We start from the raw sequence: 24,970 nt of genomic DNA, 5'->3' as shown, positions 1-24,970 counted from the left end.
TGGCGCCCGTGACCACCGCCGAGCCGCTGCCCCGCGCCCCGCGGGTGCTGCGCGCTGCGTGGTGGTGGGTGTCGGCGACCGCCTGACGCTCCGTCCTGCGGTGGTCGCCTCGTCGAGGGGCCGGCACCGCGGGTCCCTCGCCGGTCGGCCCCGCCGAAACCCCGAGGAGAACCCGTGAGCACCGCGCCCCCCTCCCCCGCCGCGTCCCCGGCGCAGGTCGTCGCCGACCTGCTGGCCCCCGGCGCGGGCCCGTTCGCGCTGCTGCGCCGCCTGGACCCGGCCACCGGCCTGCCCGGTCCGGTGGAGGTGCTGCGCGGGCCGGTCACCGAGGTGGAGCGCCTGGCCGACGTCCCCCTGCCCGCCGGGGCGCCCACCGGCCCGGCCACCGGGCCCGTGCGCGACGCGCTGGCCCTCGTGCCGTTCCGGCAGCTGCGCGAGCGCGGGTTCGAGGTCCACGACGACGGCACCCCGCTGCTGGTGCTGGCCGTGCAGCGGGCCGACGAGTTCGCCGTGGAGGACCTGCTGGACGAGCTGCCCGACGAGGAGGTGGCGCTGCGCGACGTCGCCCCCGACCTGGACGACGCCGCCTACGCCGACGTGGTGCGCCGCGTCGTCGAGACCGAGATCGCCGAGGGCACCGGCGCGAACTTCGTCATCCGCCGCGACGTGGACGCCGTCGTCGACGGATTCGGCCCGGCCACGGCGCTGAGCCTGTTCCGGCGGCTGCTGCTGGCCGAGCAGGGCGCGTACTGGACGTTCGTCGTGCACACCGGCGAGGCCGGCGGCGGGCGCACCCTGGTGGGCGCCAGCCCCGAGGTGCACGTGCGGATGGCCCGCGGCGAGGTCGTCATGAACCCCATCTCCGGCACCTACCGCTACCCCGCGGGCGGCCCGGACCCCGACGGCCTCGTGGAGTTCCTCACCGACCCCAAGGAGGTCGAGGAGCTGTTCATGGTGGTCGACGAGGAGCTGAAGATGATGTGCTCCGTCGGCGACCTGGGCGGCACCGTCCACGGCCCGTACCTGCGGGAGATGGCGCACCTGGCGCACACCGAGTTCGAGCTGCGCGGGCGCAGCACCCTGGACGCGCGCGAGGTGCTGCGCCAGACGATGTTCGCGGCCACCGTGACGGGCTCGCCGCTGCAGAGCGCCTGCCGCGTCATCCGTCGCTTCGAGCCGTCCGGGCGCGGCTACTACGCCGGGGCGCTGGCGCTGCTGGGCCGCGACGCCGACGGGACGCAGACGCTGGACTCCCCCATCCTCATCCGCACCGCCGACCTGCGCCCGCGCCCGGACGGCTCGGCGCACGCGCGCGTGTCCGTGGGGGCGACGCTGGTGCGCGGCTCCACGCCCGAGGGCGAGGTCGCCGAGACGCACGCCAAGTCCGCGGGCGTCCTGCGGGCGCTGGGCGCGCTGCCGGCCGCGCCGCGCACGGCCTCCGGCAGCGCGCCGGCCCGGCGGGTGCCGCTGTCGGCGGACCCGCGGGTGGCGGGGCTGCTGGCCTCCCGCCGCGACCGGCTGGCCCGCTTCTGGCTGGAGCCGCAGCGCCCGGCGGCGGGGGCCCCGCTGGGCGAGGCGCTCGTCGTGGACTCCGAGGACACCTTCACCGCGATGCTGGCGCACCTGCTGGCCTCGGCGGGGCTGCGCGCGCGGGTCCTGCGCTACGACGACCCCGCCCTGGACGGCGCGCTCGCCGCCCACCGCGGGCTGGTCGTCCTCGGCCCGGGCCCGGGCGACCCGCGCGACGGCTCCGACCCTCGCCTGCTGCGGTTGCAGGAGCTGGCGCGCGGCGCGGTGGCCGCGGCCCGCGACGGCGGCAACCCGCTGCTGGGGGTGTGCCTGGGCCACCAGCTGCTGGCCGGTGAGCTCGGCCTGCCGCTGCGCCGCAAGGACTCCCCCCACCAGGGCGCCCAGCTGGAGGTGGACCTGTTCGGCCGCGGCGCGACCGTGGGGTTCTACAACTCCTTCACCGCCCGGGTGGACGCCGCGGCGCTGGAGCGGCTGGCCGCCCAGGACGTGCAGGTGGCCACCGGCCCGGCCGACGAGGTGGTGGCGGTGCGCGGGCCCGGGTTCGCCGGCATCCAGTTCCACCCCGAGTCGGTCCTGACCCTGCAGGGCCCGGACCTGCTGCGCTCGGTCGTCGAGCCGCTGCTGCCGCGCTGAGCCGCCGACGTCCCCCGCGGCGGCGATCACGGCGGGTAGGGTCCGCAGCGGGGGGTGTCAGCGGATGACCGCGTTCGTCGTCGTGGCCGTCGTGGGCGGCGCGCTGTGCGTGCTGTCGGTGCTCTTCGACGGCCTGCTGGACGCGCTCGACCTCGACCTCGGCGGCGGGTTCCTGTCCCTGACCTCGGTGTCCGCGGCCGCGGCCCTGTTCGGCCTGAGCGGGATCGTCGCGGTCTCCGGCCTCGGCTGGGGCCCGGGCGCGGCCGGCGCCCTGGGCGCGGGCGTGGCCGTCGTGACGCTGCTGGCCGCCGGGCTGCTGGTGCGCTCGCTGCGGCGCAGCGGGCCGGAGACGTCGCAGACGGTCCTCGGCGCCCGCGGCCGCGTCACCACGCCCGCCAGCGCCGGCCGCTACGGCGAGGTCCACTTGCAGCTGCACGGCACGACCGTGAAGTGGACCGCCGTCGCCGACGGCGACCTGCGCCGCGGGGACGCCGTCGAGGTCGTCGAGCTCATCTCCCCCACCGCCGTCCGCGTCCGCCCGCTGGACGCCGGGTGAGGCCCGGCACCGGCGCGCCCCCAGCCCCAGCCCCAGCCCGGGAGGCCTCGTGCTCGACCTGACCCCGTCCGTGGTGGCGATCGCCGCCGCGGTCCTCGTCGTCCTGATCCTCGTGGTCGCCCTCGTGCGCCGCTACAAGATCGCCGGGCCGTCGGAGGCGTTCATCGTCACCGGCCGCAAGGGCAAGCCGGTGACGAACCCGGAGACCGGGCGGGTCAGCACCGACCTGTCCGGGCAGAAGGTCGTCATGGGCGGCGGCGTGTTCGTCCTGCCGTTCGTGCAGCAGTCGTACTCGCTGTCGCTGGCCTCGCGGCGCATCTCCGTGCAGATCCGCGGGGCGGTGTCCGCCAAGGGGATCCGGCTGAACCTCGACGGCGTGGCCATCATCAAGGTCGGCGGCACCGAGGACTCCGTGCGCGCGGCCGCGCAGCGCTTCCTGCAGCAGCAGGACGAGATCGAGAGCTTCACGCAGGAGGTCCTGGCCGGGTCGCTGCGCTCCATCGTCGGCACGCTGACGGTCGACGAGATCATCCGCGACCGCGCCGCGTTCGCCTCCCGGGTGGCCGAGGAGGCCGAGAGCTCGCTGACCAACCAGGGCCTGGTGCTGGACACCTTCCAGATCCAGGACGTCAGCGACGACGTGAACTACCTGCGCGACCTGGGCCGGCCCGAGGCCGCCGTGGCCGCGCAGAACGCCGCCATCGCCGAGGCGAACTCGCTGCAGGAGTCCCAGCAGGCCGAGGCGCGCGCGCAGGCGCAGGTGGCCGCCGCCCAGCGCGACCTGTCGCTGCGCCAGGCGGAGTTCAAGGCCGAGACGGACACCGCGCAGGCGCGCGCCGACGCCGCGGGCGTGCTGGCCAAGGCCGCCCGCGACCAGGAGGTCCTCGTCGAGCAGGAGCGGGTCGCCCAGCGCCAGGCCGAGCTGACCGAGCGGCAGCTGGACACCGAGGTGCGCCGGCCCGCCGACGCCCGCCGCTACGAGGCCGAGCAGCAGGCCCAGGCCCGCCGCAACTCGGAGATCTTCGAGGCGGAGGCCGAGGCCAACCGCATCACGCTGGCCGCCGAGGCCGACGCCCAGCGGGTGCGCGTGGCCGGCCAGGCCGAGCTGGACCGCCGCAGGGCGCTGGCCGAGGCGACCCGCCTGGAGGGCGAGGCGGAGGCCGCCGCGATCCGCGCCCGCGGTGAGGCCGAGGCGGAGACGATGCGCCTGCGCGCCGAGGCGTTCGAGAAGTACGGCGACGCGGCGGTGGCGCAGATGGTCACCGACGTGCTGCCGCAGGTGGCCCGCGAGCTGGCCGCGCCGATGGCGGCCATCGACGACCTGACCGTCATCTCCACCGACGGCGCCTCGCAGCTGGCCCGCAGCGTCGGCACCAACCTCACCGAGACGCTGGAGGTGGTCAAGCGGACCACCGGCCTGGACCTGCAGGAGCTGCTGGGCCGGCTGACCCCGCGCGACGGGGCGACCGGCGCCTCCGCCGCGGGCCCGCGCACCGTGCGGGTCGCCCCCGGCAGCGAGGAGCCCACGACCACCGGGCCGGCCACCGTGACGACCACGGGCCGCTCCGACTGACGGACCCGCCCGCGCCGCCCTCCCCCGCGCCCGCCGGGGTCTGGACGGCACGGGCGCCGCTCGCCACGATGCCGGGGTGAGCACCGCCGCCGACGAGCAGCTGCGCTTGCTGCGCCTGCTGCGCCGCGTGCGCGACCGCATCGACCGCGAGCACGCCCGGCCGCTGGACGTGGAGGCCCTGGCGCGCGGGGTGCACCTGTCGGCCGGGCACCTCAGCCGCGAGTTCCGCCGCGCCTACGGCGAGCCGCCCCACCGCTACCTCATGACGCGGCGCGTGGAGCGCGCGATGGCGCTGCTGCGCTCGACCGACCTGCCCGTCACGCAGGTGTGCCTGGCGGTCGGCTGCACGTCGCTGGGCTCGTTCACCACCCGCTTCACCGAGCTGGTCGGGGTGCCGCCGGCCACCTACCGGCGCCGGGCGCGCGGCGGGGCGGCCGACCGCCTGCCGGGGTGCGTGGCCCGGCGGGTGACGCGACCGGTCAGGGACGGAGAAGCCGCGCGGGCGCGCGCGGGAGCAGCATGACGGCCATGAGCACGAGCACAGGCACGGGGATCAGCGTCCACTCCGTCTTCCTGCCGCACGAGGACCCCGAGGCCTCGCTGACGTTCTACCGCGACGTCCTCGGCTTCGAGGTCCGCGGCGACGTCGGCTACGGCGAGCTGCGCTGGATCACCGTGGGCCCGCCCGGCGGCGCCGGCCCGTCCGTCGTCCTGGAACCCCCGTCGGCCGACCCGGGCCGCACGCCCGAGGAGGTCCGCACCGTCACCGCGATGATGGCCAAGGGGACCTTCGCCGGGCTGCTGCTGGCCGCCGACGACCTCGACGCGACGTTCGAGCGGCTGGTGGCCGCGGGCGCCGACGTCGTGCAGGAACCCGTGCAGCAGGACTGGGGCGTGCGCGACTGCGCCGTCCGCGACCCCGCCGGGAACCTCCTGCGCGTGCAGGAGCGGCCCGCGTGAGGGCCGCCGCGACCCCCGACCCGCCCGCACCGGAGGCCCCGTGACGCAGCACCCCGCCCAGCACCCCGCCGACGTCCACGAGGTGCTCCGGGTCGTCGGCGCCCGCGAGCACAACCTGCGCGACGTCAGCGTCGACATCCCCAAGCGCCGCCTCACGGTGTTCACGGGCGTGTCCGGCTCGGGCAAGAGCTCGCTCGTCTTCGCCACCATCGCCGCGGAGTCGCAGCGGCTGATCAACGAGACGTACAGCGCCTTCGTGCAGGGGTTCATGCCGTCCCTGGCGCGCCCCGACGTGGACCTGCTGGAGGGCCTGACCACCGCGATCGTCGTCGGCCAGGAGCGGATGGGCGCCGACCCGCGCTCCACCGTCGGCACCGCCACCGACGCCCACGCGCTGCTGCGCATCCTCTTCAGCAGGCTGGGCGAGCCGCGCATCGGCCCGCCGAGCGCCTACTCCTTCAACGTGCCGTCCGTGCGGGCCAGCGGCGCGATCACCGTGGAGCGCGGTGAGGGCCGCACCCGCACCGAGAAGGCGACGTTCACCCGGCTGGGCGGCATGTGCCCGCGCTGCGAGGGCACCGGCCGCGTCACCGACCTCGACCTGAGCGCCCTCTACGACGACAGCAAGTCCCTGAACGAGGGGCCCTTCACGATCCCCGGGTGGGGCAACGACGGCTGGTACGGGCGCATCTACGCCGGTAGCGGGTTCCTGGACCCCGACAAGCCGATCCGCGACTACACCGAGCGCGAGCGCCACGACCTGCTGCACCGCGCGCCGACCAAGGTCAAGGTCGACGGGATCAACCTCACCTACGAGGGCCTCGTCCCGAAGATCCAGAAGTCGATCCTGTCCAAGGACGTCGAGGCGATGCAGCCGCACGTGCGCGCCTTCGTCGAGCGGGCGGTGACGTTCACGACCTGCCCGGAGTGCGACGGCACCCGGCTGGGTCCGGAGGCGCGCTCCTCGCGGGTGCGCGGGCTGAACATCGCCGAGGTGTGCGCGATGCAGATCACCGACCTGGCCGCCTGGGTCCGCGGGGTGGACGAGCCGGAGGTCGCGCCGCTGGTGCGCGGGCTGCAGCACCTGCTGGACTCCTTCGACGCGGTCGGGCTCGGCTACCTGTCCCTGGACCGGCCCGCGAGCACCCTGTCCGGCGGGGAGGCGCAGCGCACCAAGACGATCCGCCACCTCGGCTCCGCGCTGACCGACGTCACCTACGTCTTCGACGAGCCCACCGCGGGCCTGCACCCGCACGACGTGGAGCGGATGACCGGTCTGCTGCGCCAGCTGCGCGACGGGGGGAACACCGTGCTCGTCGTCGAGCACAAGCCCGAGGTGGTCGAGGCCGCCGACCACGTCGTCGACCTCGGCCCCGGCGCCGGCGCGGACGGCGGCACCGTCTGCTACCAGGGCACCGTGGCCGGGCTGCGGGCCAGCGGCACGACCACCGGCCGCCACCTCGACGACCGGGCGCGGCTGAAGACGTCCGTGCGGACCCCGACCGGCGTGCTGGAGGTCCGGGGCGCGTCGACGAACAACCTGCGCGACGTCGACGTGGACGTGCCCCTGGGCGTGCTCGTCGCCGTCACGGGCGTGGCCGGCTCGGGCAAGAGCTCGCTGGTGCACGGCTCGATCGCCCGCCGCGAGGGCGTCGTCGTCGTGGACCAGTCGCCGGTCCGCGGCTCGCGGCGCAGCAACCCGGCCACGTACAGCGGGCTGCTGGAGCCGGTGCGCAAGGCGTTCGCGAAGGCCAACGGGGTCAAACCCGCCCTGTTCAGCGCCAACTCCGAGGGCGCCTGCCCCGGCTGCGGCGGGGCAGGCGTCGTCGTCACCGACCTGGGCGTGCTGGCGAGCGTGGAGAGCACCTGCGAGGACTGCGGGGGCCGGCGCTACCGGGAGGAGGTGCTGGAGCTGCGGCTGGGCGGGCGCGACATCAGCGAGGTCCTGGCCATGCCGGTGAGCGGGGCGCTGGAGTTCTTCGCCTCCGGCGGGGCCCGGGTGCCCGCCGCCCTGGCGGTGCTGGAGCGGCTGGCCGACGTCGGCCTGGGCTACCTGACCCTCGGGCAGCCGCTGACCACCCTGTCCGGCGGGGAGCGCCAGCGCCTGAAGCTGGCGACCCGCCCCGTCCAGCGCGGCGGGCTGCTCGTGCTCGACGAGCCGACGACCGGCCTGCACCTGGCCGACGTCGAGCAGCTGCTGGGGCTCCTGGACCGCCTGGTCGACGGGGGCACCTCGGTGCTGGTGGTCGAGCACCACCAGGCCGTCGTGGCGCACGCGGACCACGTGGTGGACCTCGGCCCGGGCGCCGGGCACGCCGGTGGCCGGGTCGTCTTCGAGGGGACCCCGGCGCAGCTGGTGGCGGCGCGCTCCACGCTGACGGGCCGGCACCTGGCCGACTACGTGGGCGCCTGAGGCCGGAGACGACGGGAGGCCCGGACCGTGTGGTCCGGGCCTCCCGTGCCGAGTAGCGGGGGCAGGATTTGAACCTGCGGCCTCTGGGTTATGAGCCCAGCGAGCTACCGAGCTGCTCCACCCCGCGTCGTGGTGACGAGGTTACGCCACGGTGGCCGCCGGACCAAATCGGCACCGGGAGCGCGGGGCACGACCCCCGCGACCGCCCCGGGGACGACGGAGGGCCCGGACCGTGTGGTCCGGGCCCTCCGTGCCGAGTAGCGGGGGCAGGATTTGAACCTGCGGCCTCTGGGTTATGAGCCCAGCGAGCTACCGAGCTGCTCCACCCCGCGTCGCGTCGACGAGGTTACGCCACGGTGGCCCCGGCACCAAATCGCGGGGTCCGGCCGCGGGACCGGATCGCGGGGTCCGGCCGCGGGACCGGATCCCGGGGTCCGGCCGCGGGACCGGACGCGGGCCCGGACGCGGGCCCGGACGCGGGCCCGGACGCGGGCCCGGACGCGGGCCCGGACGCGGGCCCGGACGCGGGCCCGGACGCGCGGGGGCCCGGACGCCGCAGCGCCCGGGCCCCCGCGGTTCAGCCGCCCGTCACGGGGTGGCCTCCCCCGGGTCCGGCGGTGCGGCGGCCGCGTCCGGCGCGGCCTGCGCGCCCGCCGCACCGGACTGCTCCAGCCGGGCCTCGGCGTCGGTGGCCCGCTCGACGGCGTCGGCCAGCCGCTGCTGCGCCTCGCCGTAGGCGGCGAAGTCGCCGGCCTCCAGGGCCGCCTGCGAGTCCAGCAGCGCCTGGCGCGCCGTGCTCAGCGCCGCGTCCAGGTCGCCCTGCGGCGTGCCCGTGGCCCCGCCGCCGTCCCCGGGGGCCGTGGGCGACGGCGTGGCCGTCGGCGACGGCGTCTGGGTCGGGTCGGCGTCGTCGGGCAGCAGGTCGTCGTCCACCGGCGCGGCGCCCTCGTCGCCGGCCGCGGCGCCCGAGTCCCCGGCGAACACCTGGTTCAGCGCCTCGTCCAGCGTCGGGGCGAACCCGATCTGGTCGCCGAAGACCGCGACGACGTTGCGCAGGACCGGGAAGGAGGCGCCGCTGCGCGACTGCACGTAGATGGGCTCCACGTACAGCAGGCCGCCGCCGACCGGCAGGGTCAGCAGGTTGCCGTAGATGACCTCCGACTCGCCCTGGTTCAGCAGGCGCAGCGCGTTGCCGACCGTGGGGTCGGAGTTGATGTTGTTCTGCACCTGGTTCGGGCCCGGCACCGCGTTCTCCTGCGGCAGCTGCAGCAGGCGGATCGTGCCGTAGCCCTCGCGCACCTGCCCCGAGGTCGTGCCGGCGTCGGCGTCCACGGCCGCGAAGCCCGTGAGCACCTGGCTGCCCGACCCCGCGCCCTGCGCCGCCGCGTTCGGCACGTAGGAGGACGTCAAGCTGAAGGACGGCTCCTCCTGACCCGGCATCTGCAGCGTCAGGTAGTACGGCGGCTGCAGCGGCGCGTTGCGCGCCGGCTGCGGCTGCAGCGCGTTGGCCTCGCCGGACGGCGGGACCTGCTGCGTCGGGTCGTCCGGGGTGCGCCAGAAGTCCTGCTGGGTGAAGAACGCGCCCGGGTCGGTGACGTGGTAGCGGCTCAGGACGTCGCGCTGCACCTTGAACATGTCCTGCGGGTAGCGCAGGTGCGACATCAGCTCGCCGTCGATCTCCGACACGGGCGTCACCGCGCCGGGGAAGGCGCTCATCCACGCCATGAGGACCGGGTCCTCCTCGTCCCAGGCGTACAGGCGCACGGTGCCGTCGTAGGCGTCGACCGTGGCCTTGACGGAGTTGCGCACGTAGTTGACCGTCCGCTCCTGCAGCGCCTGCACGGCCTGGCCCTGCGTCAGCGTGTCCTCGGTGACGTCGCCCAGCTGCGTCTGCGCCGAGTACGGGAACGTCGAGGACGTGGTGTAGCCGTCGAGGATCCACACCACGCGCTCGCCGACGACGGCCGGGTAGGCGTCGCCGTCGAGGGTCAGCCACGGGGCGACCTTCTGCACCCGCTCGCGCGGCTGGCGGTCGTACAGGATGACCGACTCGGGGTGGACCGAGTCCGACAGCAGGATGTTGGCGTCGCTGAACTTCACCGCGTACGCCAGCTTCTGGAACAGGCTGCCGACGGCCACGCCGCCCTCGCCGTCGTAGGTGTTGCGCGCGAAGCCGCCCTCGGACTCGCTCGTCGGGTAGTCCAGCTCCCGCGGGTCGTCACCCCCGCCGACGATCGAGTACTCCGGCGACTGCTCGCCGAAGTAGATGCGCTGCTCGTACTCGGGCAGCTCACCGGTGGTGGGCAGGCCGCCCTCGAAGTAGGCGGGGCGCCCGTCCGGCGCGCGCTCGTTGCCGCGCGCGGCCACCACGCCGAAGCCGTGGGTGTAGACGGTGTGCTCGTTGATCCAGTTGCGCTGCGACTCGTTGAGACCGGCCAGCGAGATCTCGCGGGCGGCCACCACGGTGTCCTGGATGTTCCCGTCCTCGTCCAGCCGGTAGCGGTCCACGTCCAGGACGTCCGGGAAGGCGTAGTACGGGCGCACCTGCTGGGTCTGGCGGAAGGCGTTGGAGACGACCGAGGGGTCCAGCAGGCGGATGCCCGGGATGGTCGCGGCGTCCTCGCGCAGCTGGCCCGGCTCGGCCTCCGTGCGCGCCGCGTACTGCGTCACCTCGGTGTCGGCCACGTCGTACGCCTGCCGCGTGGCCTCGATGTTGCGCTCCAGGTACTCGCGCTCGGCGGACTGCGCGTTGGGGCGCACCTGGAAGTACTGCACCGCCCACGGGAAGATCCCGCCGACGGCGATCGCGCTGACGACGAGCAGGCCCGTGCCGATGGCCGGCACCCGCCAGGAGGCGCCCACGGCCGAGGCCACGAACAGCAGCGCCACCACGACGGCCGCGACCGCGAGGATCGCCCGCGCCGGCAGCACGGCCGCCGCGTCGGTGTAGGAGGGTCCCACGACGCCCGCGACGGGGATGCGGTCGTTGACTGTGGTCATGACCTCGTAGCGGTCCAGCCAGTAGCCGGCGCCGCGCAGCAGCAGGAACAGGGCCGCGAGCACCGACAGGTGGACGCGCGCCGCGCGCGTCGTGCGCGGGCCCGGGCCCGACAGGCGCAGGCCCCCGTACAGGTAGTGCGTCGCCAGGCCGGCGATGCCGGCCAGCACCACGGCCGCGGACAGGAACCCGACGACGAAGGACAGCCACGGCAGCGTGAAGACGTAGAAGCCCTGGTCCAGGCCGAACTGGGGGTCGTCCGTGCCGAACGGCTGGCGGTTCCACCACAGCAGCAGCGTCTCCCACTGGGCCATCGCCACCGAGCCGCCGAACAGGCCCGCGGCCGCCGACAGCACCACCACCACGAGGCGGCGCAGCGGCTCCAGGGACTCCCGGTAGCGGTCCAGGCCCGCCTGCTCGGAGGAGATCGGCGCGTAGACCGGCCGCGAGCGGTAGCCGACGGTCAACGAGGCGCCGACGGCGGCGGCCAGCAGCAGCGCGCCGACGACGAACAGCGCGGCCTGCAGCCACAGGCGGGTCGTGAAGGTCTGCAGGAAGCCCAGGTGGTCGTACCACCACACGTCGGTCAGGAGGCGCGAACCGAGCAGGACGGCGACGAGCACACCGGCCAGGACCAGCAGCGTGGGCAGCAGGGGTCCACGACGGCGTCGTTGCAGCACCGGCCTGGAGGGGCGGCGTGGAGGGAAGCTCACGCAAGCGCAACTCACGAAACGCCTCGCGGGTGCCCGGCGCGACCGATCGTGACCTCACCGTTGCCGACGTGGCCCCGCTCACGGCGCACCGGCGACGTCGCCGGGCAGCGCCGCGTCCGTGCGAGCATCGAGCACCGTGGACGAGCAGCGCAGGGACCGCCCGAGCACGGACGACCGGAGCGCGACCGCGCCCGCCGTCACCGGCACGCCGACCGCCCCCACGGCCACCGGCGGCCTGTGGCGCGCGGTGGCGGAGATAGAGCGGCACGTCGCCGCCGACGGGTGGGGCGCGCCGCTGCGCCTGTTCGCCCTGGTGCGCACCGGCGAGGCGCTGCGCCGCGACCCCGCGCTGGCCGGGCGGCTGCCCGCCGCGGTCCTGCAGGAGGCGCGCGCCGACGCCGGCCACCTGACGTCCGTGGAGCAGGACGGCCTGCCCGACGTCGGCGACCTCGACGAGTTCCTCGGTCGCCTCGCCTGGCCCGCGGGCGTGGACGGGGCCGCGCTCGTCGTCGAGCGCCTGCTCGTGCCGCCGGACGCCGAGGCGGAGGTGCGCGCGAGCGTCCCCCCCGACGACGAGGAGGGCCGCACCCGGGCGCTGGCCGCCCACCCGGCCGCCGAGGACGTGCGCATCGCCGTGGGGGTGCTGCGCGACGGGCGCCACGAGTGCGCCGTGCGCAGCCGGTCGAAGGACTCCGACGGCGAGGTGCGCACGGGCACCGACCTGGTCCCCGGCCTGGTCGGCGCGCTGCAGGCGACGCTGGAGGACTGACCGGCCCGCGGGCGCGGGCTCAGCCGCAGGCCGCCAGCGTCCCGCCGCGGCCGGTGCCGACGGCCTCCACGGCGGCGACCGCCTCGGCCAGCGTCGACACCCCGATCACCGTGATGCCGTCGGGGACCGCCCCGCGCACCTGCGAGCACTCCTCGGCCGGGGCCAGGAACCACTCCGCCCCCTGCGCGCGCGCGCCGACGACCTTCTGGCGCAGGCCCCCGATGGGCAGCACCGTGCCGTCGACGGCGATGGCGCCCGTGCCGGCGACGTGCTCGCCGCCCGTCAGCGCGCCCGGGGTCAGCTCGTCGACGACGCCCAGGGCGAAGACCAGGCCGGCGCTCGGGCCGCCGACGTCGTCGATGGAGATGTCGACGTCGAAGGGGAACTCGTACCGCACCTCGGGGACGATGCCCAGCAGCGTGGCGCCCCGCTGGGCGTAGGTGCGGGTGCGGACCTCGACCTCCCCGTCCCCGTCCTCCTGCTCGCGCCGGACCGCCAGGACCACCTCGGCGTCGGCCGGCAGGGCGCTGACGGCCGCGCGCAGGTCCTCGAAGGTGGGCACGGGCTCGCCGTCCACCGCGGTGATCTCGTCGCCGGCGCGCAGCGCGCCCGCGGCCGGGGCCGCGGGGTCGACGGCCGCCACCCGCCGCGTCGTGGTGCTGGGCACGTCGATGCCCAGCTGCGTCAGCGCGGCGACCTTCGCGGCCTCCTGCGAGCCCGTCATCTCCGCGGCGCTGCGCCGGTCGGCCTCCTCGCGGGTGGTGCCGGCCCCGAAGTACAGCGAGCGCGGCAGGACGCTGGTGTCGCGGTCCAGCCAGTGCACCAGGACCTCCCCCAGCGACATCTCGTAGCCGGGGCCGCCGCGCAGCGACACGGTGGTCAGGTCCAGGCGCCCCCCGGTCGGGTACGTCTCGGCGCCGGCGATGCGGATGAGCGGCTCCTGGCCCGCGGGGGCGGGCGGGGAGGTCTCCGCGCCCGCCGTGGCGGTGCCCGTGGCGGTGGCCGTCGCGGTGGCCGTCGCGGTGGCCGTCGCGGTGGCCGTCGCGGTGGCCGTCGCGGTGGCGTCGGCGCCGGGCTGCCCGCCGAGCACGTCGCGCACCGGCCCGGGCGAGAGCGCCACGTAGGGCACGGGGACCAGGCTCAGCAGCGACAGCAGCAGGACCGCCACCAGCGAGGAGGAGGCCAGCAGGACCGTGCGAGCCGCTACCGCGTCGCGCGCGCCGGGGTCCTCGGCCTCGCCGGGGGCGCCGGGGGCGCCGGGGGCGCCGGGGGCGCCGGGGGCGCCGGGGCCGCCGGGCGCCGCGGGGACCGCGCCGGCGGGCCGGAGGGGGGTCCCGGCGGGGTCGTCGGGCACCGGCGGCGTCGGGCGTGGCACTCCGGCAGGCTACGGCGGCGCGCTGGGCGCCCGCTGGGAGCGCTCGCGCGGGCCGTCCGCCGAGAGCGGAACGTCCCGGGGCGCGGAACACCACCCGCGCCCGGTTCGTCCGTCCACGGACACGTCATGATGGGCTCGTCGTACCGACGGCGACCTGTCGCGGGCAACGGGAAGGAGCCGACGTGGACGAGCGAGGCGACCAGGACCCGCACGAGGGCCCGGACGAGCGGCCCGAGGAGGCCGGTCACGGCTCCGGGCAGGAGCCCGGCCGCGACCCGGACCGGCGCGACCCGGACCGGCGCGGCGGGTCCGGCGCGGGGTCCGGCGCGGGGTCCGGCGGCGAGGGCGCGCGCGGGCGGGCCGGCTTCCAGCCGCCCGGGTCCCCCGGCCCGTCGGGCTCCGGCGGGTCCGGCTCGGGCAACCCGCTGGAGGACCTGCTGGGTCCCCTGCTGGGCGGGGGGCTGGGCGGCGGCCTGCCCGGCGGCTTCCCCGGCGGCCTGCCGCCGAACCTGCCGCCCGGGCTGGCCGAGGCGCTGGGCGGCCAGGGCGGTCTGGACCCGCAGGTGATGGGCCAGGTCCTCGCCCAGCTGCAGCGGTTCCTGTCCACCCCCGGCGACGGGCCGGTCAACTGGCAGGTCGCCCACGACCTGGCGCGCCAGGCCGCCGCGCAGTCCGGCGACCCCGTCCCGGGCGCCGCGGAGCAGCGCGCGGTCGAGGACGCCCTGCGCGTGGCCGACCTGTGGCTGGACGGGGTCACCGACCTGGAGCAGGCGCCGACGACGGCCGAGGCGTGGAGCCGCGCGGAGTGGGTCGAGCGGACCATGCCGGTCTGGCGCCAGCTCGTCGAGCCCGTCGCGGCGAACGTGGCCGCGGCCATGGGCGACGCGATCTCCTCGCAGGCGCCGCCGGAGATGGCCGCGCTGATGGGCTCGGCCGGGGCGATGCTGCGCCAGGTCGGCGGGGGCGTGTTCGGCATGCAGGTCGGACAGGCCCTGGGCCAGCTGGCCGGCGAGGTGCTCAGCACCACCGACGTCGGGCTGCCGCTGGCGCCCGCCGGCCGCGCCGCGCTGCTGCCGGGCGCCGTGGGCGCCTTCGCCGACGGCCTCGGCGTCCCGCTGGACGAGGTGCGCCGCTACCTGGCGCTGCGCGAGGCCGCCCACCAGCGGCTGTTCGCGCACGTGCCGTGGCTGCGCGCGCACCTGCTGGGCAGCGTGGAGAGCTTCGCGCGCGGCATCTCGGTGGACGTCGAGCGCATCGGGGAGGCCGCGCGCTCGGTGGACCCGACCAACCCCGAGTCGCTGCAGGAGGCGATGTCCTCCGGCATCTTCGAGCCGGAGAGCACCCCGCAGCAGAAGGCGGCGCTGGCCCGCCTCGAGACGGCGCTGGCCCTCGTGGAGGGCTGGGTCGACCACGTCGTCGACGAGGCCGCCGCGAAGGTCCTGCCGCACGCGGCCGCGCTGCGCGAGACGGTGCGCCGCCGCCGGGCGACCGGCGGCCCGGCCGAGCACGCCTTCGCGGTGCTCGTCGGGCTGGAGCTGCGGCCGCGGCGCGCGCGGGACGCGGCCGGCATGTGGGAGGAGCTGCTGCGCCGCGGCGGGCAGTCGGCCCGCGACGCCGTCTGGGACCACCCGGACCTGCTGCCCGTCCCGGAGGACCTCGACGACCTGTCCGCCTTCGTCGAGCGCCGCCTCGGCGGCGGGTCGGCGGCCGCGGGCGGCGACGGGGACCTGGACGACATGGACGCCGCGCTGCGGGCCCTGCTCGACGACCCCGACGGGTCGGGCGGCTCCGGCCGCTCCAGCGACGGGGACTCCGGCGACGGGGACTCCCCCGGCGAGGGGGACGGGCCGGCGCGCTGACGGTGCGCGGGGCGGGTCAGCGGCCGGTGCGCCGGGGCCTGCCCCGCGGCAGCGCCACCTCGCGGTGGCCGGTGCCGGGGTCCTCGCGCAGCACGTCGGCGCGCCGGTCCACGTCCGCGCCGCTCGCCGCGCGGTCCAGGTCCTCCGCGCCGTCCGGGTCGACGGCGCGGCCGGCGGCGAAGTCCAGGCCGTCCAGGAAGCCGCGGGCCCGCTCGGTGCGCGGGTAGGACTCCAGCAGCGACCAGAACGTGCGCGAGTGGTCGGGCACGAGCAGGTGCGCCAGCTCGTGCAGCAGGACGTAGTCGAGCACCCAGCCCGGCACGCCCTGCAGGCGGTCGGAGACGCGGACGGTGCCGTCCGCGGGGGTGCACGAGCCCCAGCGGTGGTGCTGGTTGGCGACCCACGTCACCGAGGTGGGCCGCGCCGCGCCCGACAGGTGCCGGCGGGACAGCTCCAGGGCCCGCTCGAGGAGGGCGTCGCCGGCGGGGTTGCGCCGGCGGTCGGCCGCCTGGAGGCGGGAGACCATGCGCTCGACCCACTCGCGCTCCTCCACCCGGGAGAAGCGGGCAGGGATGAGGACGACGGTCCGGTCGCCGTCGCGGTAGGCGGACACCGTCCGCGTCCGCCGACGGCTGCGACGGACCTCGACGGCACCCGCGGTGTCGTCCTCCACCTCGGGCACGCTACCCTGCGCACCCCCGTCCGCGGGAGGGGTCGCGGGGTGCCCGTCCGGCCCGTGACCGGCCCGCGACCGGTCCAGCACCGCCCGCGACCGTCCCGGCGCGCCCCGCGGCCCCGGGCGCGGGACCATTCCCAGCGCAGACCCGCGCCGCGGTCCCGCGGCGCGGCCCGGGGGCCGGCGGGCCCCGCGAGAGGAGGCACCGTGGCCGAGACCTGGCAGGGCGAGTTCTACTGCGTGAAGTGCAAGGAGAAGCGCGAGGCCGAGGGGCAGGTCGTGGAGACCAACGGCCGGCGCATGGCCAAGGGGCAGTGCCCCGTGTGCGGGACGAACCTCAACCGCATCCTCGGCAAGGCGTCCTGACGCCGCGGGGCGCCCGCGGCTGCGCGCGGGGCGCCCCGTCGCGGCCCGCGGGCCGGCGCACCGGCCCGCGCGGGACCCGGGCCTGTGGACGGCGGCGGCCGGCGGGAGCGCTGCTCCGGCAGGGTGACGCCGTGCCGCCCACCCCCGCCGAGCAGACCGTCCCGCCCGCGCCCGACCCGTCCGTGACCGACCCGTCCGCGCGCCCGGCGGTGCCCGCGTGGGCCGTCGTCCCGCTGGCCGTCCGGCCCGGGGGCGCGGTGCAGGTCGGCTCGTCCCCGCGCAGCGGGACCGTGGTGGGCCCGCTGGCCGAGGCGGACGCGCTCGCGCTGCTGGACCTCGCCCGCACCGGCGGCACCCGCAGCCCGCGGGCCGCGGCGCGCCGGGCGCGCGAGCTCGCCGCGCACCTGGCGGCCGAGGGGGCGCTGCCCGCGGTGCCCGAGCAGGAGCGGCGCGCGGCGCGGGCGGCGCGCGGTGTCGCGGTCGTCGGCGCGGGGCGCACCGGCGCCGGGCTGGCGGCCCTGCTCGGGGCCGCGGGCGTCGGCGGGGTCGTCGTCGAGGACCCGGGGCTCGTCGGGCCGGACGACCTCGCGCCCGGCGCGCACGCGGCGGCGTCGCTGGGGCGGCGGCGCGGTGCGGCGGCCGAGGAGGGCGCGCGGCGCTGGCGGGCGGACCTCGCGGCGGGCACGGAGGATCCGGAGGGCGCGGCCCGGCCGGCGGCCCGGTCCGCCGGGAACGCGGGCGTGGATCTCGTGGTGCTCGTCGACCACCACGCCGCGCGCGCCGAGGCGGCCGCCGGGTGCGTGGCCGACGGCGTCCCGCACCTGTCGGTGGTGCTGCGCGACTCCGACGCGGTCGTCGGTCCCCTCGTGCTGCCGGGCCGCACGGCCTGCCTGCTGTGCCTGGACCTGCACCGCGCGGACGCCGACCCCGGCTGGCCGGCCGTGCGCGACCAGCTGGTGCGCGCCCCGGCCGCCACCCGGCGCGAACCGGTGGCGGCCGCCGGTGCGGTCGCGGGCCTGGCGGCGCTGCAGGTCCTCGCCCACCTGGACGGGGCGCGGCCCACCGCGGTGGGCAGCACGCTGGAGGTGCTGCTGCCCGAGGGCCTGGTGCAACAGCGGCGGTGGTCGCCGCACCCGCAGTGCGGGTGCGGCGACCTGCCTCTGGCGCCCTGAGACCGGGACGGCCGGCCCGCGGGTCAGCGAGCGGCGCGCAGGGCGCGGACCCCGGCGAGGTCGACGACCTCGGGGCCGTGGTCGGCGACCGCCGCGACGGCGGCCAGCCGGGACGCGGCCAGCGCGCTCAGCCGCTCGGCGCGCCGGACGGCCACCTCGGCGCGGCGCTCGGCCCGCACGGCGCGGGCCAGCCGCGCGCGGGCCGAGCGCCGGTGCAGCTCGGCGAGGCGCTCGCGCAGGAGCGCCTCCTCGACGTACGACACGGTGTTCCTCCTGGGTCCGGCCGCGCTCACGCGGCGACGGGGTGCTTGCGGGGACGGCCTCGCGGCCGCTTGCGGGGGACGACGACACCGGCCAGCACGAGCTGGCCGCCCCAGACGCCCCAGGGCTCGGCGCGCTCGAGGGCGCCGGCCAGGCAGGCGGCGGCCAGCGGGCAGCCGGCGCACAGCTCCTTGGCCAGCTCCACGTCCTCGGGCTTCTCGGCGAACCAGAGCTCGGCGTCGTAGCGGCGGCACGCCGGTGCCTGCGGGCGCTGGCGCTGGGCCGTCGGGCGGGCCGTCGGGTGTGCCTGGTGGCGGCGCTGCACGCCGCTCACCTCCTTCGGTCGGTCGTCGGGGCGGGCGGCGGGGCGGGCGGCGGGGTGGCGGTGCTGCGTCACTGCTCGGGTCTCTCTCGTGCTGGTGGTGCCGTGCCGGGTGAGAGGCCCGCGGACGCAGAACGGCCGCGGACCCGAGTACGGGATCCGCGGCCGTGAGAGCACCGGTGAGGTCAGTCCGGTGGTCTGGAGGTCGGGGTCCCGCGGAGCGGGGTGGTGGGGGTGGCGAGGTGGCCGGGACGCACGTCGCCCGTGCGCGGACGCACCTGTCCCCCGGTGGGGGCGGCGATGGACGCGCGGGTGCGCTCCCAGGCGCGGGACGCGGGGGCGGCGACGGGGACGGACGCGGCGGTGCGCGGCGCGGCGGCCACCAGCTCGAACGGGTTCGCGCCCGTCGCGGTGCTCATCGTGCTCTCCACCGTGATCCCCTCCTCCCCGCGTGCGGCGCGGGTCCTCCCGCGCGACTGATCACAGACTGTAGGGCGCCCGGGCGGCGCGGGACAACGGTTTTTTCCGCGCGTCCTGCGCACCTGCGCGCGGACCGTCGTCGGTCCGGGCGCAGGCGTTGCGGCGCAGCGGGTCTCAGTCGTCGGGATGCAGCAGTGCGAGCAGGTCGGCGCCCCAGCGCTCCAGCTTCGCCGGGCCCACGCCGGCGATCCGGCTCAGGCCGTCGAGGTCCTCGGGCGCGGCCTCGGCGATCGCGGTGAGCGTCGCGTCGGTGAACACGGTGTAGGCCGGGACGGCTCCGGCGCGCGCCACCCCGGTGCGCCACTCGCGCAGCCGCTCGTAGACCGCCTCGTCGTAGGTGGGCGGGCAGTTCGAGCAGCGGCCGGTCTTGCGCTCGGCGCCGGCGGCGAGGACGGCGCCGCAGCCGCGGCAGCGCGAGACGACCGCGCCGCGGCGCGAGGTGCCCGACGTCGCGTTCGCACCGGAGCGGCGGCCCGCGCCGGCGGTCTGCGGGCGCAGTCCGTCCAGGAAGCGCGACGGCTTGCGCCCGGCGCGCCCGCCGGGGGTGCGGGCCCCCGCCCACGACAGGTGGACGGCCTCGCGGGCGCGGGTGACGCCCACGTACAGCAGGCGGCGCTCCTCCTCGACCTCGTCGGCCGTCTCGGCGAAGGAGATCGGCAGCAGGCCCTCGCTGACGCCGACGAGGAAGACGACGTCCCACTCCAGGCCCTTGGCCGCGTGCAGCGAGGCCAGCGTGACGCCGTCGACCGTGGGGGCGTGCTGGGCGGAGGCGCGCTCCTCCAGCTCGGCGCTCAGGTCGGCGAGCCCGGCGCCGGGGCGGCTCTCCGCCAGCTCGTCGGCCAGCACCACCAGCGCCTGCAGCGACTCCCAGCGCTCGCGGACGGCGCCCCCGCCGGCCGGCGGGCGCTCGGCCCAGCCCGCGGAGGTCAGGACGGCGCGCACCTCGGCGCCCAGGTCGTGCCCGGGCAGGGCCGCGCGCGCGGCGCCGCGCAGCAGCACCAGCGCGTCGCGCACCTCGCGGCGGGCGAAGAAGCGCTCCCCGCCGCGCAGGACGTAGCCGACACCGACGTCGGCCAGCGCCGCCTCCAGCGCCTGCGACTGCCCGTTGGTGCGGAAGAGCACGGCCACGTCCTTGGCCGAGCGGCCGGCGCGCACCTCCGCGGCGATGCGGTGGGCGACGCCGGAGGCCTCGGCGACGTCGTCGTCGTAGGCGGTGAAGCTGGGCGGCGGGCCGGAGGGGCGCTGGGCGATGAGCTCCAGGCGGGCGCGCGCGTGCCGGCCGGTGGCCTGCGAGAGCACCGAGTTGGCCAGGCCGACCACCTCGGGCGTGGAGCGGTAGTCGCGCACGAGCTTGACGAGCGTGGTGCCGGGGTGGCGGCGGGGGAAGTCGAGCAGGTGCTCGGGGGTGGCGCCGGCGAAGCTGTAGATCGTCTGGCTGGCGTCCCCGACCACGCACAGGTCCTGGCGCCCGCCGGTCCACAGGTCCAGCAGGCGCTGCTGCAGCGGGGAGACGTCCTGGTACTCGTCGACGACGAAGTGGCGGTACTGCTGGCGCACCGTGGCGGCGACCTCGGGCCGCTCGTCGAGGACGCCGGCCGTCAGCAGCAGGACGTCCTCGAAGTCGATGACCGCGCGGTCGCTCTTGACGTCCTCGTAGGTGCGCACCAGGCGGGCCACGGTCGCCAGGTCCAGACCGCCCGGCTCCCCGCGCCCGGCGCGGGTGGCGGCGCGCACGTAGTCGTCGGGGTCGACGAGCATGACCTTGGTCCACTCGACCTCGGCGGCGAGGTCGCGCACCCGGGCCCGGTCGGCGGGCAGCCGCAGCCGGTTGCAGGCGTCGGCGACCAGCGGCGCCTTGTGCTCCACCAGCGGGGGCAGCGCCCCGCCGACGGCCTGCGGCCAGAAGAACTGCAGCTGGCGCAGCGCGGCGGCGTGGAAGGTGCGCGCCTGCACGCCGGCGACGCCGAGGTCGCGCAGCCGGGTGCGCATCTCCCCCGCGGCGCGCGCGGTGAAGGTGACGGCCAGCACCCGGTTGGGCACGTAGGCGCCGGAGTGGACGCCGTAGGCGATGCGGTGGGTGATGGCGCGCGTCTTGCCGGTCCCGGCACCGGCGAGGACGCAGACGGGACCGTCGAGCGTGGTGGCCACCTGGCGCTGCTCGGGGTCCAGGCCGTCGAGGACGGAGTCCGCGGTGGGGGCGGGGGTGGCGGGCGCGGTCGTCATGGCGAGCCCCATCCTCTCAACTCCCGGGCCCGCGGCGGGCCGCCCCGCCCGGCGTGTGCGCAGCGGGTGCCCGGCGCGGCTGTGGACCCGGGAAGAGCGCGGCGGCGGGCGCGGTTGACACCGCTGGCGGCGCGGACCGCGCCGCGCACCCGAGGGAGAGGTCACCATGCAGGCTCCGGCCGCCGGCAGCGTCACGATGTTCACCACCACCTGGTGCGGGTACTGCCGCCGCCTGAAGAGCCAGATGGACCGCGAGGGCGTCAGCTACTCGGAGGTCAACATCGAGGAGGTCCCGGACGCCGCGGAGTTCGTCATGGGCGTCAACGGCGGCAACCAGACGGTGCCGACCCTGCTCTTCCCCGACGGCAGCTCGGCGACCAACCCCTCGCTGGCCGAGGTGAAGTCCCGCCTGGGCGTCTGAGCCCGCCCGCCCCGCCGACCGCGTCCCGGACAGCTCCCCCGTGCCCTTCCGCCCCACCACGCCCGCCGAGCTGGCGCGACGCTGGGCGCGGGAGCTGCCCGCGGGGGCGCGCGTCGGCGTGGACGGGGCCGTCGCGGCGGACACCGCCTGGTACGCCGACCACCTCGAGCGGGCGCTGCGCGAGGAGGCGCGGCCGGTGCTGCGCACCGACTGGTCGGCCTTCTGGCGGCCCCGCTCGCTGCGCCTGGAGCACGGCCGCGACGACCCCGACGCCTACCTGGCCGGCTGGCTGGACGTGGCCGGCCTGCACCGCGAGGTGCTCGAGCCCCTCGACCCGGGGAGCGCGGAGCGCTCGTGGGTCCCTTCCCTGTACGACCCGGTCAGCGACCGCTCCTCCCGCGCCGACCGCGAGGCGGTGCCGCCGGGGGCGGTGCTGCTGCTGACGGGCTCCTTCCTGCTGCGCGACGAGGTGCGCTGGGGCCTGGACGCCGTCTGGCACCTGCTGACCTCCGACGCCGCGGTGCGCCGCCGCGCCGGCGAGGACGAGGCCGAGCGCGTCCTGGGGGCCTGGCGCCTGTACTGCGAGGAGCTGGCCGCCACCGGCGCCGCCGAGCCCACCGGCCCGCACCCGGGCGCCGGCCCGCGGGTGCTCGTCCTGCGCTGCGAGGACCCGCGCCGCCCCGCCGAGGTCCTCCCCGGCTGAGACCGGACGCCGACCACGGGCGTCAGAGCGCGGGCGTCAGAGCGCGGGCGTCAGAGCGCGGGCGTCACGCCCACTCGCCGCCGGCCGGGACGGGCAGCGGGCCGCCGAACCACGCCTCGATGAGCCGGCGGGCGATCGACACCTCCGGCGGGGGCAGCACCCGCCCGGCCGCGACCTCCTCGGCCAGCTCCTCGCGGGTGAACCAGCGCGCCAGCGCGATCTCGTCACCGTCGACGCGGATGTCCGTCGTCGTCGCCCGGGCCGCGAAGCCCACCATGAGCGAGGCGGGGAACGGCCACGGCTGGCTGCCGAGGTAGACGACGTCGTCCGCGTCGGCGCCCACGACGATCCCGGCCTCCTCGAAGGCCTCCCGGCGCACCGTGTCCTCGAAGCACTCCCCCGGCTCCACGAAGCCGGCGAGCACCGAGTACCGGTTCTCCGGCCACACCGGCTGGTGGCCCAGCAGCAGGCGGTCGTCCGGCGCCACCACCGCCATGATCACCGCGGCGTCGGTGCGGGGGAAGTGCTCCTTGCCGTCCGGCTCCGTCTTCACCCAGCCGGCCGCGGTGGCGGTCAGCGCCTTGCCCGTGCGCGGGGAGAAGCGCGTCACCGCGTGCCAGTTGCCCATCGACAGGGCCTCGGTGAACAGCCCCGCGTCCCGGGCGCCCAGCTCGGCGCCCACCTCGCGCAGGCCCCGCCACTCCTCCCCGCCGGCCGACCCGTCGGCGCTCTCCGGCTCGGCGTCGCTGGAGACCACCGCGACGTAGTCGAGGGTGCCGTCGGTGCCCAGGTACAGGCGCAGGTCGTCCGGACCGGGCGCGGGCACCTCCACCGGCGAGCGCAGCACGAGCTCCAGGCCGCGGCGGGTGGGCACCACGGGCGCGCGGCCCGCGTGCACCTGCAGCACGCGGGTGGCCGGGGAGGCCCACAGCCGCTCCAGCAGCTCCTGGCCGCCGCGCCGCTCACCGGCGCGGTCCAGCTGCTGGCGCGAGAGGGCCAGCGCGCGCAGGGGGCCGGTGGGCAGGGGCACCTTGGCCGTGGTCACGTCGGGGTGAGCGCTCACCAGCGCACTGTAGGGGCGCGGGGGTGCGCCCACCCGGCGGCGGGGTGGCGGCGGGGTGACGGCGTGGGGTGGCGGGCGCGGGCGCCGTCCGGGGGCGGGCAATACCGTGGGCGCGTGCCCGACCGCTCCCCCCAGAAGCTCGCCGCGCTCGCGACCGCCGCCGTGCGCGGCCTGGACGTCGTCGCCTGCGGCCGCGCGGAGGCCGACGGGGCGGACTTCGACGTGGCCGTCGTCGTGGACGCCGCGCAGGGCCGCTGGACGGTGCGGGCGTCCCGGCGCACCGCCGCCGCGGCCGCGCTGGACGCCGAGACGGGCCTGCTGCGCGGGCTGCAGGGACGGGTGCCGTTCGCGGTGCCGGCCGTCGTGGGCACCGTCGACCTGCCCGACGGGGGCCGCTGCGTCGCGCACCGGGAGCTGCCCGGGGTGCCGCTGGAACCGCACGACCTGCGGCCCGGTCCCGGCCTGGCGGCCTCGGTGGGCAGGGCGCTGGCGGCCGTGCACCAGCTGGACGCGGCGCTGTTCGCCGACGCCGGCGTGCCCGTCTACGACGCCGAGGAGTACCGGCGCCGGCGGCTGTCCGAGCTGGACCGGGCGGCCGCCACCGGCTTCGTGCCCCCGCGGCTGCTGACGCGCTGGGAGGCGGCGATGGAGGACGTCGCGCGCTGGCGCTTCGCCGCCACCCCCGTGCACGGCGACCTGGTCGCCGAGCACGTGCGCACCGACGGCGAACGGCTGACCGGCGTGCTGGGCTGGGTGGACGCCAAGGTCGCCGACCCCGCCGACGACTTCGCCTGGCTGGCGGTGGGCGCCGAGCCGGACGCGCTGGAGTCCGTCCTGGAGGCGTACGCCCACGCGCGGGTGGAGGCTCCCGACCCGGACCTGCTGGTGCGGGCCCGCCTGGCCGGGGAGCTGGCCCTGGCCCGCTGGCTGCTGCTGGGGCTGCGCACCGAGGACGAGGAGGTCGTCGAGGACGCCCGGCGGATGCTCGACGAGCTGGACTCCCACGCCGACGCGGCACCGCTCGGCTCGTGACGGGGACCTCGGGAGGCGCGGGGGGCGCGCGGGCCGCGCGGCTGCGGCTGGCGACCGTCAACGGCGCCTCGGGCCGGGACACCCCCGGCGGCGGGTACGCCGCCGACCGGCTGGCGGAGGCCGTCGCCGACCTGGCCGCCGACGTCGTCGCCCTGCAGGAGGTCGACCACCTGCTGCCGCGCTCGGGGGCGGTGGACCAGACGGCGCTCGTCGCGGCGGCCTGCGCGCGCCGCACGCCCGGCGAGGACTGGTGGCACCGCTTCACCGCCACCGTCCACGGCACCCCCGGCCACCCGGGGGACCTGCGCCCGGCAACCGCCACGGACCCGGCCGAGCCGTCCTACGGCACCGCGCTGCTGACCCGCCTGCCCGTGGAGCGGGTCGACGAGCTGCGCCTGGGGGCCGGCCGCGCCCGGCTGCCGCTGCTGCTGCCGGCGCCCGCGCGCGGGCCGCGGCTGGTGTGGATCCCCGACGAGCCGCGCGTCGCGGTCGCCGCGGTCCTGACCGGCCCGGCCGGGCCGTTCACGGTGGTCGGCACCCACCTGTCGTTCAGCCCGCCCAGCTCGGTGCGCCAGCTGCTCGCGGTGCGCCGGTGGCTGGCACCGTTCCCGCGGCCGCTGTTCCTGCTGGGCGACCTGAACCTGCCGCCCGCGGCGGCGCAGCCGCTGAGCGGGATGACACCGCTGGTCACCGCGCCGACGTTCCCCGCCCCGGACCCGCGCGTGCAGCTGGACCACGTCCTCGCCGACGGGCTGACCTGGCCGGTGCGCGCGGCGGGCGCGCACCGCGTCGGCGGCAGCGACCACCTGGGGCTGGTCGTGGAGCTGGAGACGCCCTCCCCCTGAGCGCCCGTGCCCCCTGAGCGCCCGTGC

Annotated in this window: 22 protein-coding genes and 2 tRNA genes; 14 read left to right on the top strand and 10 right to left on the bottom strand. The window is 77.5% G+C overall.

The genetic code is table 11. The features are described from left to right. Nucleotides 1-174: 174 nt before the first annotated feature. The 6 genes from AB8M62_RS15100 to AB8M62_RS15075 all read left to right on the top strand — a co-directional run bounded on the left by AB8M62_RS15100 (nt 175) and on the right by AB8M62_RS15075 (nt 7,665). On the top strand, nt 175-2,163 hold the full coding sequence (locus tag AB8M62_RS15100) for an anthranilate synthase family protein (RefSeq protein ID WP_369070084.1): 1,989 nt from the start codon (nt 175-177) through the stop codon (nt 2,161-2,163). A gap of 64 nt (nt 2,164-2,227) precedes the next feature. Beyond that, a complete protein-coding gene (locus tag AB8M62_RS15095; protein ID WP_369070083.1) occupies nt 2,228-2,719 on the top strand; it encodes an NfeD C-terminal domain-containing protein in 492 nt (163 codons plus the stop codon). A gap of 58 nt (nt 2,720-2,777) precedes the next feature. Then, nucleotides 2,778-4,292, top strand: coding sequence for a flotillin family protein (locus AB8M62_RS15090; protein WP_369070095.1), 1,515 nt, complete (start codon nt 2,778-2,780; stop codon nt 4,290-4,292). 76 nt (nt 4,293-4,368) lie between these two features. Further along, the gene (locus tag AB8M62_RS15085) at nt 4,369-4,815 is read left to right on the top strand and encodes a helix-turn-helix transcriptional regulator (RefSeq protein ID WP_369070082.1); all 447 of its coding nucleotides are present in this window, start codon (nt 4,369-4,371) and stop codon (nt 4,813-4,815) included. Between the two features lie 5 nt (nt 4,816-4,820). Continuing rightward, complete coding sequence (locus tag AB8M62_RS15080; RefSeq protein ID WP_369070081.1) at nt 4,821-5,252, top strand: VOC family protein; 432 nt, start codon at nt 4,821-4,823, stop codon at nt 5,250-5,252. A 40-nt stretch (nt 5,253-5,292) separates the two neighbouring features. Then, complete coding sequence (locus AB8M62_RS15075; RefSeq protein ID WP_369070080.1) at nt 5,293-7,665, top strand: ATP-binding cassette domain-containing protein; 2,373 nt, start codon at nt 5,293-5,295, stop codon at nt 7,663-7,665. A gap of 53 nt (nt 7,666-7,718) precedes the next feature. Here the strand turns inward: AB8M62_RS15075 and AB8M62_RS15070 are convergent. From AB8M62_RS15070 to AB8M62_RS15060, 3 genes are all read right to left on the bottom strand, one after another. Continuing rightward, nucleotides 7,719-7,792, bottom strand: a tRNA-Met gene (locus tag AB8M62_RS15070). Between the two features lie 131 nt (nt 7,793-7,923). Further along, nucleotides 7,924-7,997 (bottom strand) — tRNA-Met (locus AB8M62_RS15065). 256 nt (nt 7,998-8,253) lie between these two features. Beyond that, a complete protein-coding gene (locus tag AB8M62_RS15060) occupies nt 8,254-11,343 on the bottom strand; it encodes a UPF0182 family membrane protein (RefSeq protein WP_369053678.1) in 3,090 nt (1,029 codons plus the stop codon). Nucleotides 11,344-11,512: 169 nt separating this feature from the next. On the opposite strand from AB8M62_RS15060, the gene AB8M62_RS15055 reads away from it, so the two are divergent. Next, complete coding sequence (locus AB8M62_RS15055) at nt 11,513-12,145, top strand: PPA1309 family protein (RefSeq protein WP_369053676.1); 633 nt, start codon at nt 11,513-11,515, stop codon at nt 12,143-12,145. Between the two features lie 19 nt (nt 12,146-12,164). On the opposite strand, the gene AB8M62_RS15050 is transcribed toward AB8M62_RS15055, so the two are convergent. Beyond that, a complete protein-coding gene (locus tag AB8M62_RS15050; RefSeq protein ID WP_369053674.1) occupies nt 12,165-13,520 on the bottom strand; it encodes a YlbL family protein in 1,356 nt (451 codons plus the stop codon). A 182-nt stretch (nt 13,521-13,702) separates the two neighbouring features. On the opposite strand from AB8M62_RS15050, the gene AB8M62_RS15045 reads away from it, so the two are divergent. Continuing rightward, nucleotides 13,703-15,379 carry a zinc-dependent metalloprotease gene (locus tag AB8M62_RS15045; RefSeq protein ID WP_369053673.1) on the top strand — a complete coding sequence of 559 codons (1,677 nt, stop codon included), beginning with the start codon at nt 13,703-13,705 and terminating at the stop codon, nt 15,377-15,379. Between the two features lie 16 nt (nt 15,380-15,395). Here the strand turns inward: AB8M62_RS15045 and AB8M62_RS15040 are convergent, their stop codons facing one another. Continuing rightward, the gene (locus tag AB8M62_RS15040) at nt 15,396-16,190 is read right to left on the bottom strand and encodes a M48 metallopeptidase family protein (RefSeq protein WP_373694956.1); all 795 of its coding nucleotides are present in this window, start codon (nt 16,188-16,190) and stop codon (nt 15,396-15,398) included. Nucleotides 16,191-16,262: 72 nt separating this feature from the next. Here AB8M62_RS15040 and AB8M62_RS15035 point away from each other — a divergent pair, with 72 nt between their 5' ends. Beyond that, nucleotides 16,263-16,421, top strand: a complete 159-nt coding sequence (locus AB8M62_RS15035; RefSeq protein WP_369053671.1) for a DUF5679 domain-containing protein — start codon at nt 16,263-16,265, stop codon at nt 16,419-16,421. A 131-nt stretch (nt 16,422-16,552) separates the two neighbouring features. Next, on the top strand, nt 16,553-17,593 hold the full coding sequence (locus tag AB8M62_RS15030) for a TOMM precursor leader peptide-binding protein (protein ID WP_369070079.1): 1,041 nt from the start codon (nt 16,553-16,555) through the stop codon (nt 17,591-17,593). Between the two features lie 23 nt (nt 17,594-17,616). Here the strand turns inward: AB8M62_RS15030 and AB8M62_RS15025 are convergent, their stop codons facing one another. The 4 genes from AB8M62_RS15025 to AB8M62_RS15010 form a co-directional block, all read right to left on the bottom strand. Then, nucleotides 17,617-17,856 (bottom strand): hypothetical protein, encoded by a 240-nt coding sequence (locus AB8M62_RS15025; protein ID WP_369070078.1) that lies wholly within the window; start codon nt 17,854-17,856, stop codon nt 17,617-17,619. A gap of 26 nt (nt 17,857-17,882) precedes the next feature. Further along, on the bottom strand, nt 17,883-18,251 hold the full coding sequence (locus tag AB8M62_RS15020; RefSeq protein ID WP_369056330.1) for a WhiB family transcriptional regulator: 369 nt from the start codon (nt 18,249-18,251) through the stop codon (nt 17,883-17,885). Between the two features lie 110 nt (nt 18,252-18,361). After that, nucleotides 18,362-18,595 (bottom strand): hypothetical protein, encoded by a 234-nt coding sequence (locus AB8M62_RS15015; RefSeq protein ID WP_369056331.1) that lies wholly within the window; start codon nt 18,593-18,595, stop codon nt 18,362-18,364. A gap of 175 nt (nt 18,596-18,770) precedes the next feature. After that, on the bottom strand, nt 18,771-20,879 hold the full coding sequence (locus AB8M62_RS15010) for an ATP-dependent DNA helicase UvrD2 (RefSeq protein ID WP_369070077.1): 2,109 nt from the start codon (nt 20,877-20,879) through the stop codon (nt 18,771-18,773). 166 nt (nt 20,880-21,045) lie between these two features. On the opposite strand from AB8M62_RS15010, the gene AB8M62_RS15005 reads away from it, so the two are divergent. Beyond that, entirely contained in the window at nt 21,046-21,300 is a 255-nt protein-coding gene (locus AB8M62_RS15005; RefSeq protein ID WP_369056333.1) for a mycoredoxin, read from the top strand. Between the two features lie 40 nt (nt 21,301-21,340). Then, complete coding sequence (locus AB8M62_RS15000; RefSeq protein ID WP_369070076.1) at nt 21,341-22,003, top strand: nucleoside/nucleotide kinase family protein; 663 nt, start codon at nt 21,341-21,343, stop codon at nt 22,001-22,003. Between the two features lie 64 nt (nt 22,004-22,067). On the opposite strand, the gene nudC is transcribed toward AB8M62_RS15000, so the two are convergent. After that, nucleotides 22,068-23,066 carry an NAD(+) diphosphatase gene (gene nudC, locus AB8M62_RS14995; RefSeq protein WP_369056335.1) on the bottom strand — a complete coding sequence of 333 codons (999 nt, stop codon included), beginning with the start codon at nt 23,064-23,066 and terminating at the stop codon, nt 22,068-22,070. 114 nt (nt 23,067-23,180) lie between these two features. On the opposite strand from nudC, the gene AB8M62_RS14990 reads away from it, so the two are divergent. Together AB8M62_RS14990 and AB8M62_RS14985 are read left to right on the top strand one after the other, a co-directional pair. Further along, a complete protein-coding gene (locus AB8M62_RS14990; RefSeq protein ID WP_369056336.1) occupies nt 23,181-24,098 on the top strand; it encodes a macrolide 2'-phosphotransferase in 918 nt (305 codons plus the stop codon). Further along, nucleotides 24,095-24,943, top strand: a complete 849-nt coding sequence (locus AB8M62_RS14985) for an endonuclease/exonuclease/phosphatase family protein (protein ID WP_369056337.1) — start codon at nt 24,095-24,097, stop codon at nt 24,941-24,943. Before AB8M62_RS14990 ends, AB8M62_RS14985 begins: the two co-directional genes overlap by 4 nt. Nucleotides 24,944-24,970 lie beyond the last annotated feature (27 nt).

The sequence above is a fragment of the Kineococcus terrestris genome (assembly GCF_041020755.1).
In the GTDB taxonomy this organism is placed as follows: domain Bacteria; phylum Actinomycetota; class Actinomycetes; order Actinomycetales; family Kineococcaceae; genus Kineococcus; species Kineococcus terrestris.
This window is presented reverse-complemented; position numbering and strand designations above follow the sequence as displayed.

Bases quoted from the DNA above. Each gene is read 5' to 3' on its own strand.
- AB8M62_RS15095 (WP_369070083.1), top strand. From the start codon at position 2,228: ATGACCGCGTTCGTCGTCGTGGCCGTCGTGGGCGGCGCGCTGTGCGTG.
- AB8M62_RS15080 (WP_369070081.1), top strand. From the start codon at position 4,821: ATGAGCACGAGCACAGGCACGGGGATCAGCGTCCACTCCGTCTTCCTG.
- AB8M62_RS15040 (WP_373694956.1), bottom strand. From the start codon at position 16,190: ATGGTCCCGCGCCCGGGGCCGCGGGGCGCGCCGGGACGGTCGCGGGCG.
- AB8M62_RS15015 (WP_369056331.1), bottom strand. From the start codon at position 18,595: ATGAGCACCGCGACGGGCGCGAACCCGTTCGAGCTGGTGGCCGCCGCG.
- AB8M62_RS15010 (WP_369070077.1), bottom strand. From the start codon at position 20,879: ATGACGACCGCGCCCGCCACCCCCGCCCCCACCGCGGACTCCGTCCTC.
- AB8M62_RS15005 (WP_369056333.1), top strand. From the start codon at position 21,046: ATGCAGGCTCCGGCCGCCGGCAGCGTCACGATGTTCACCACCACCTGG.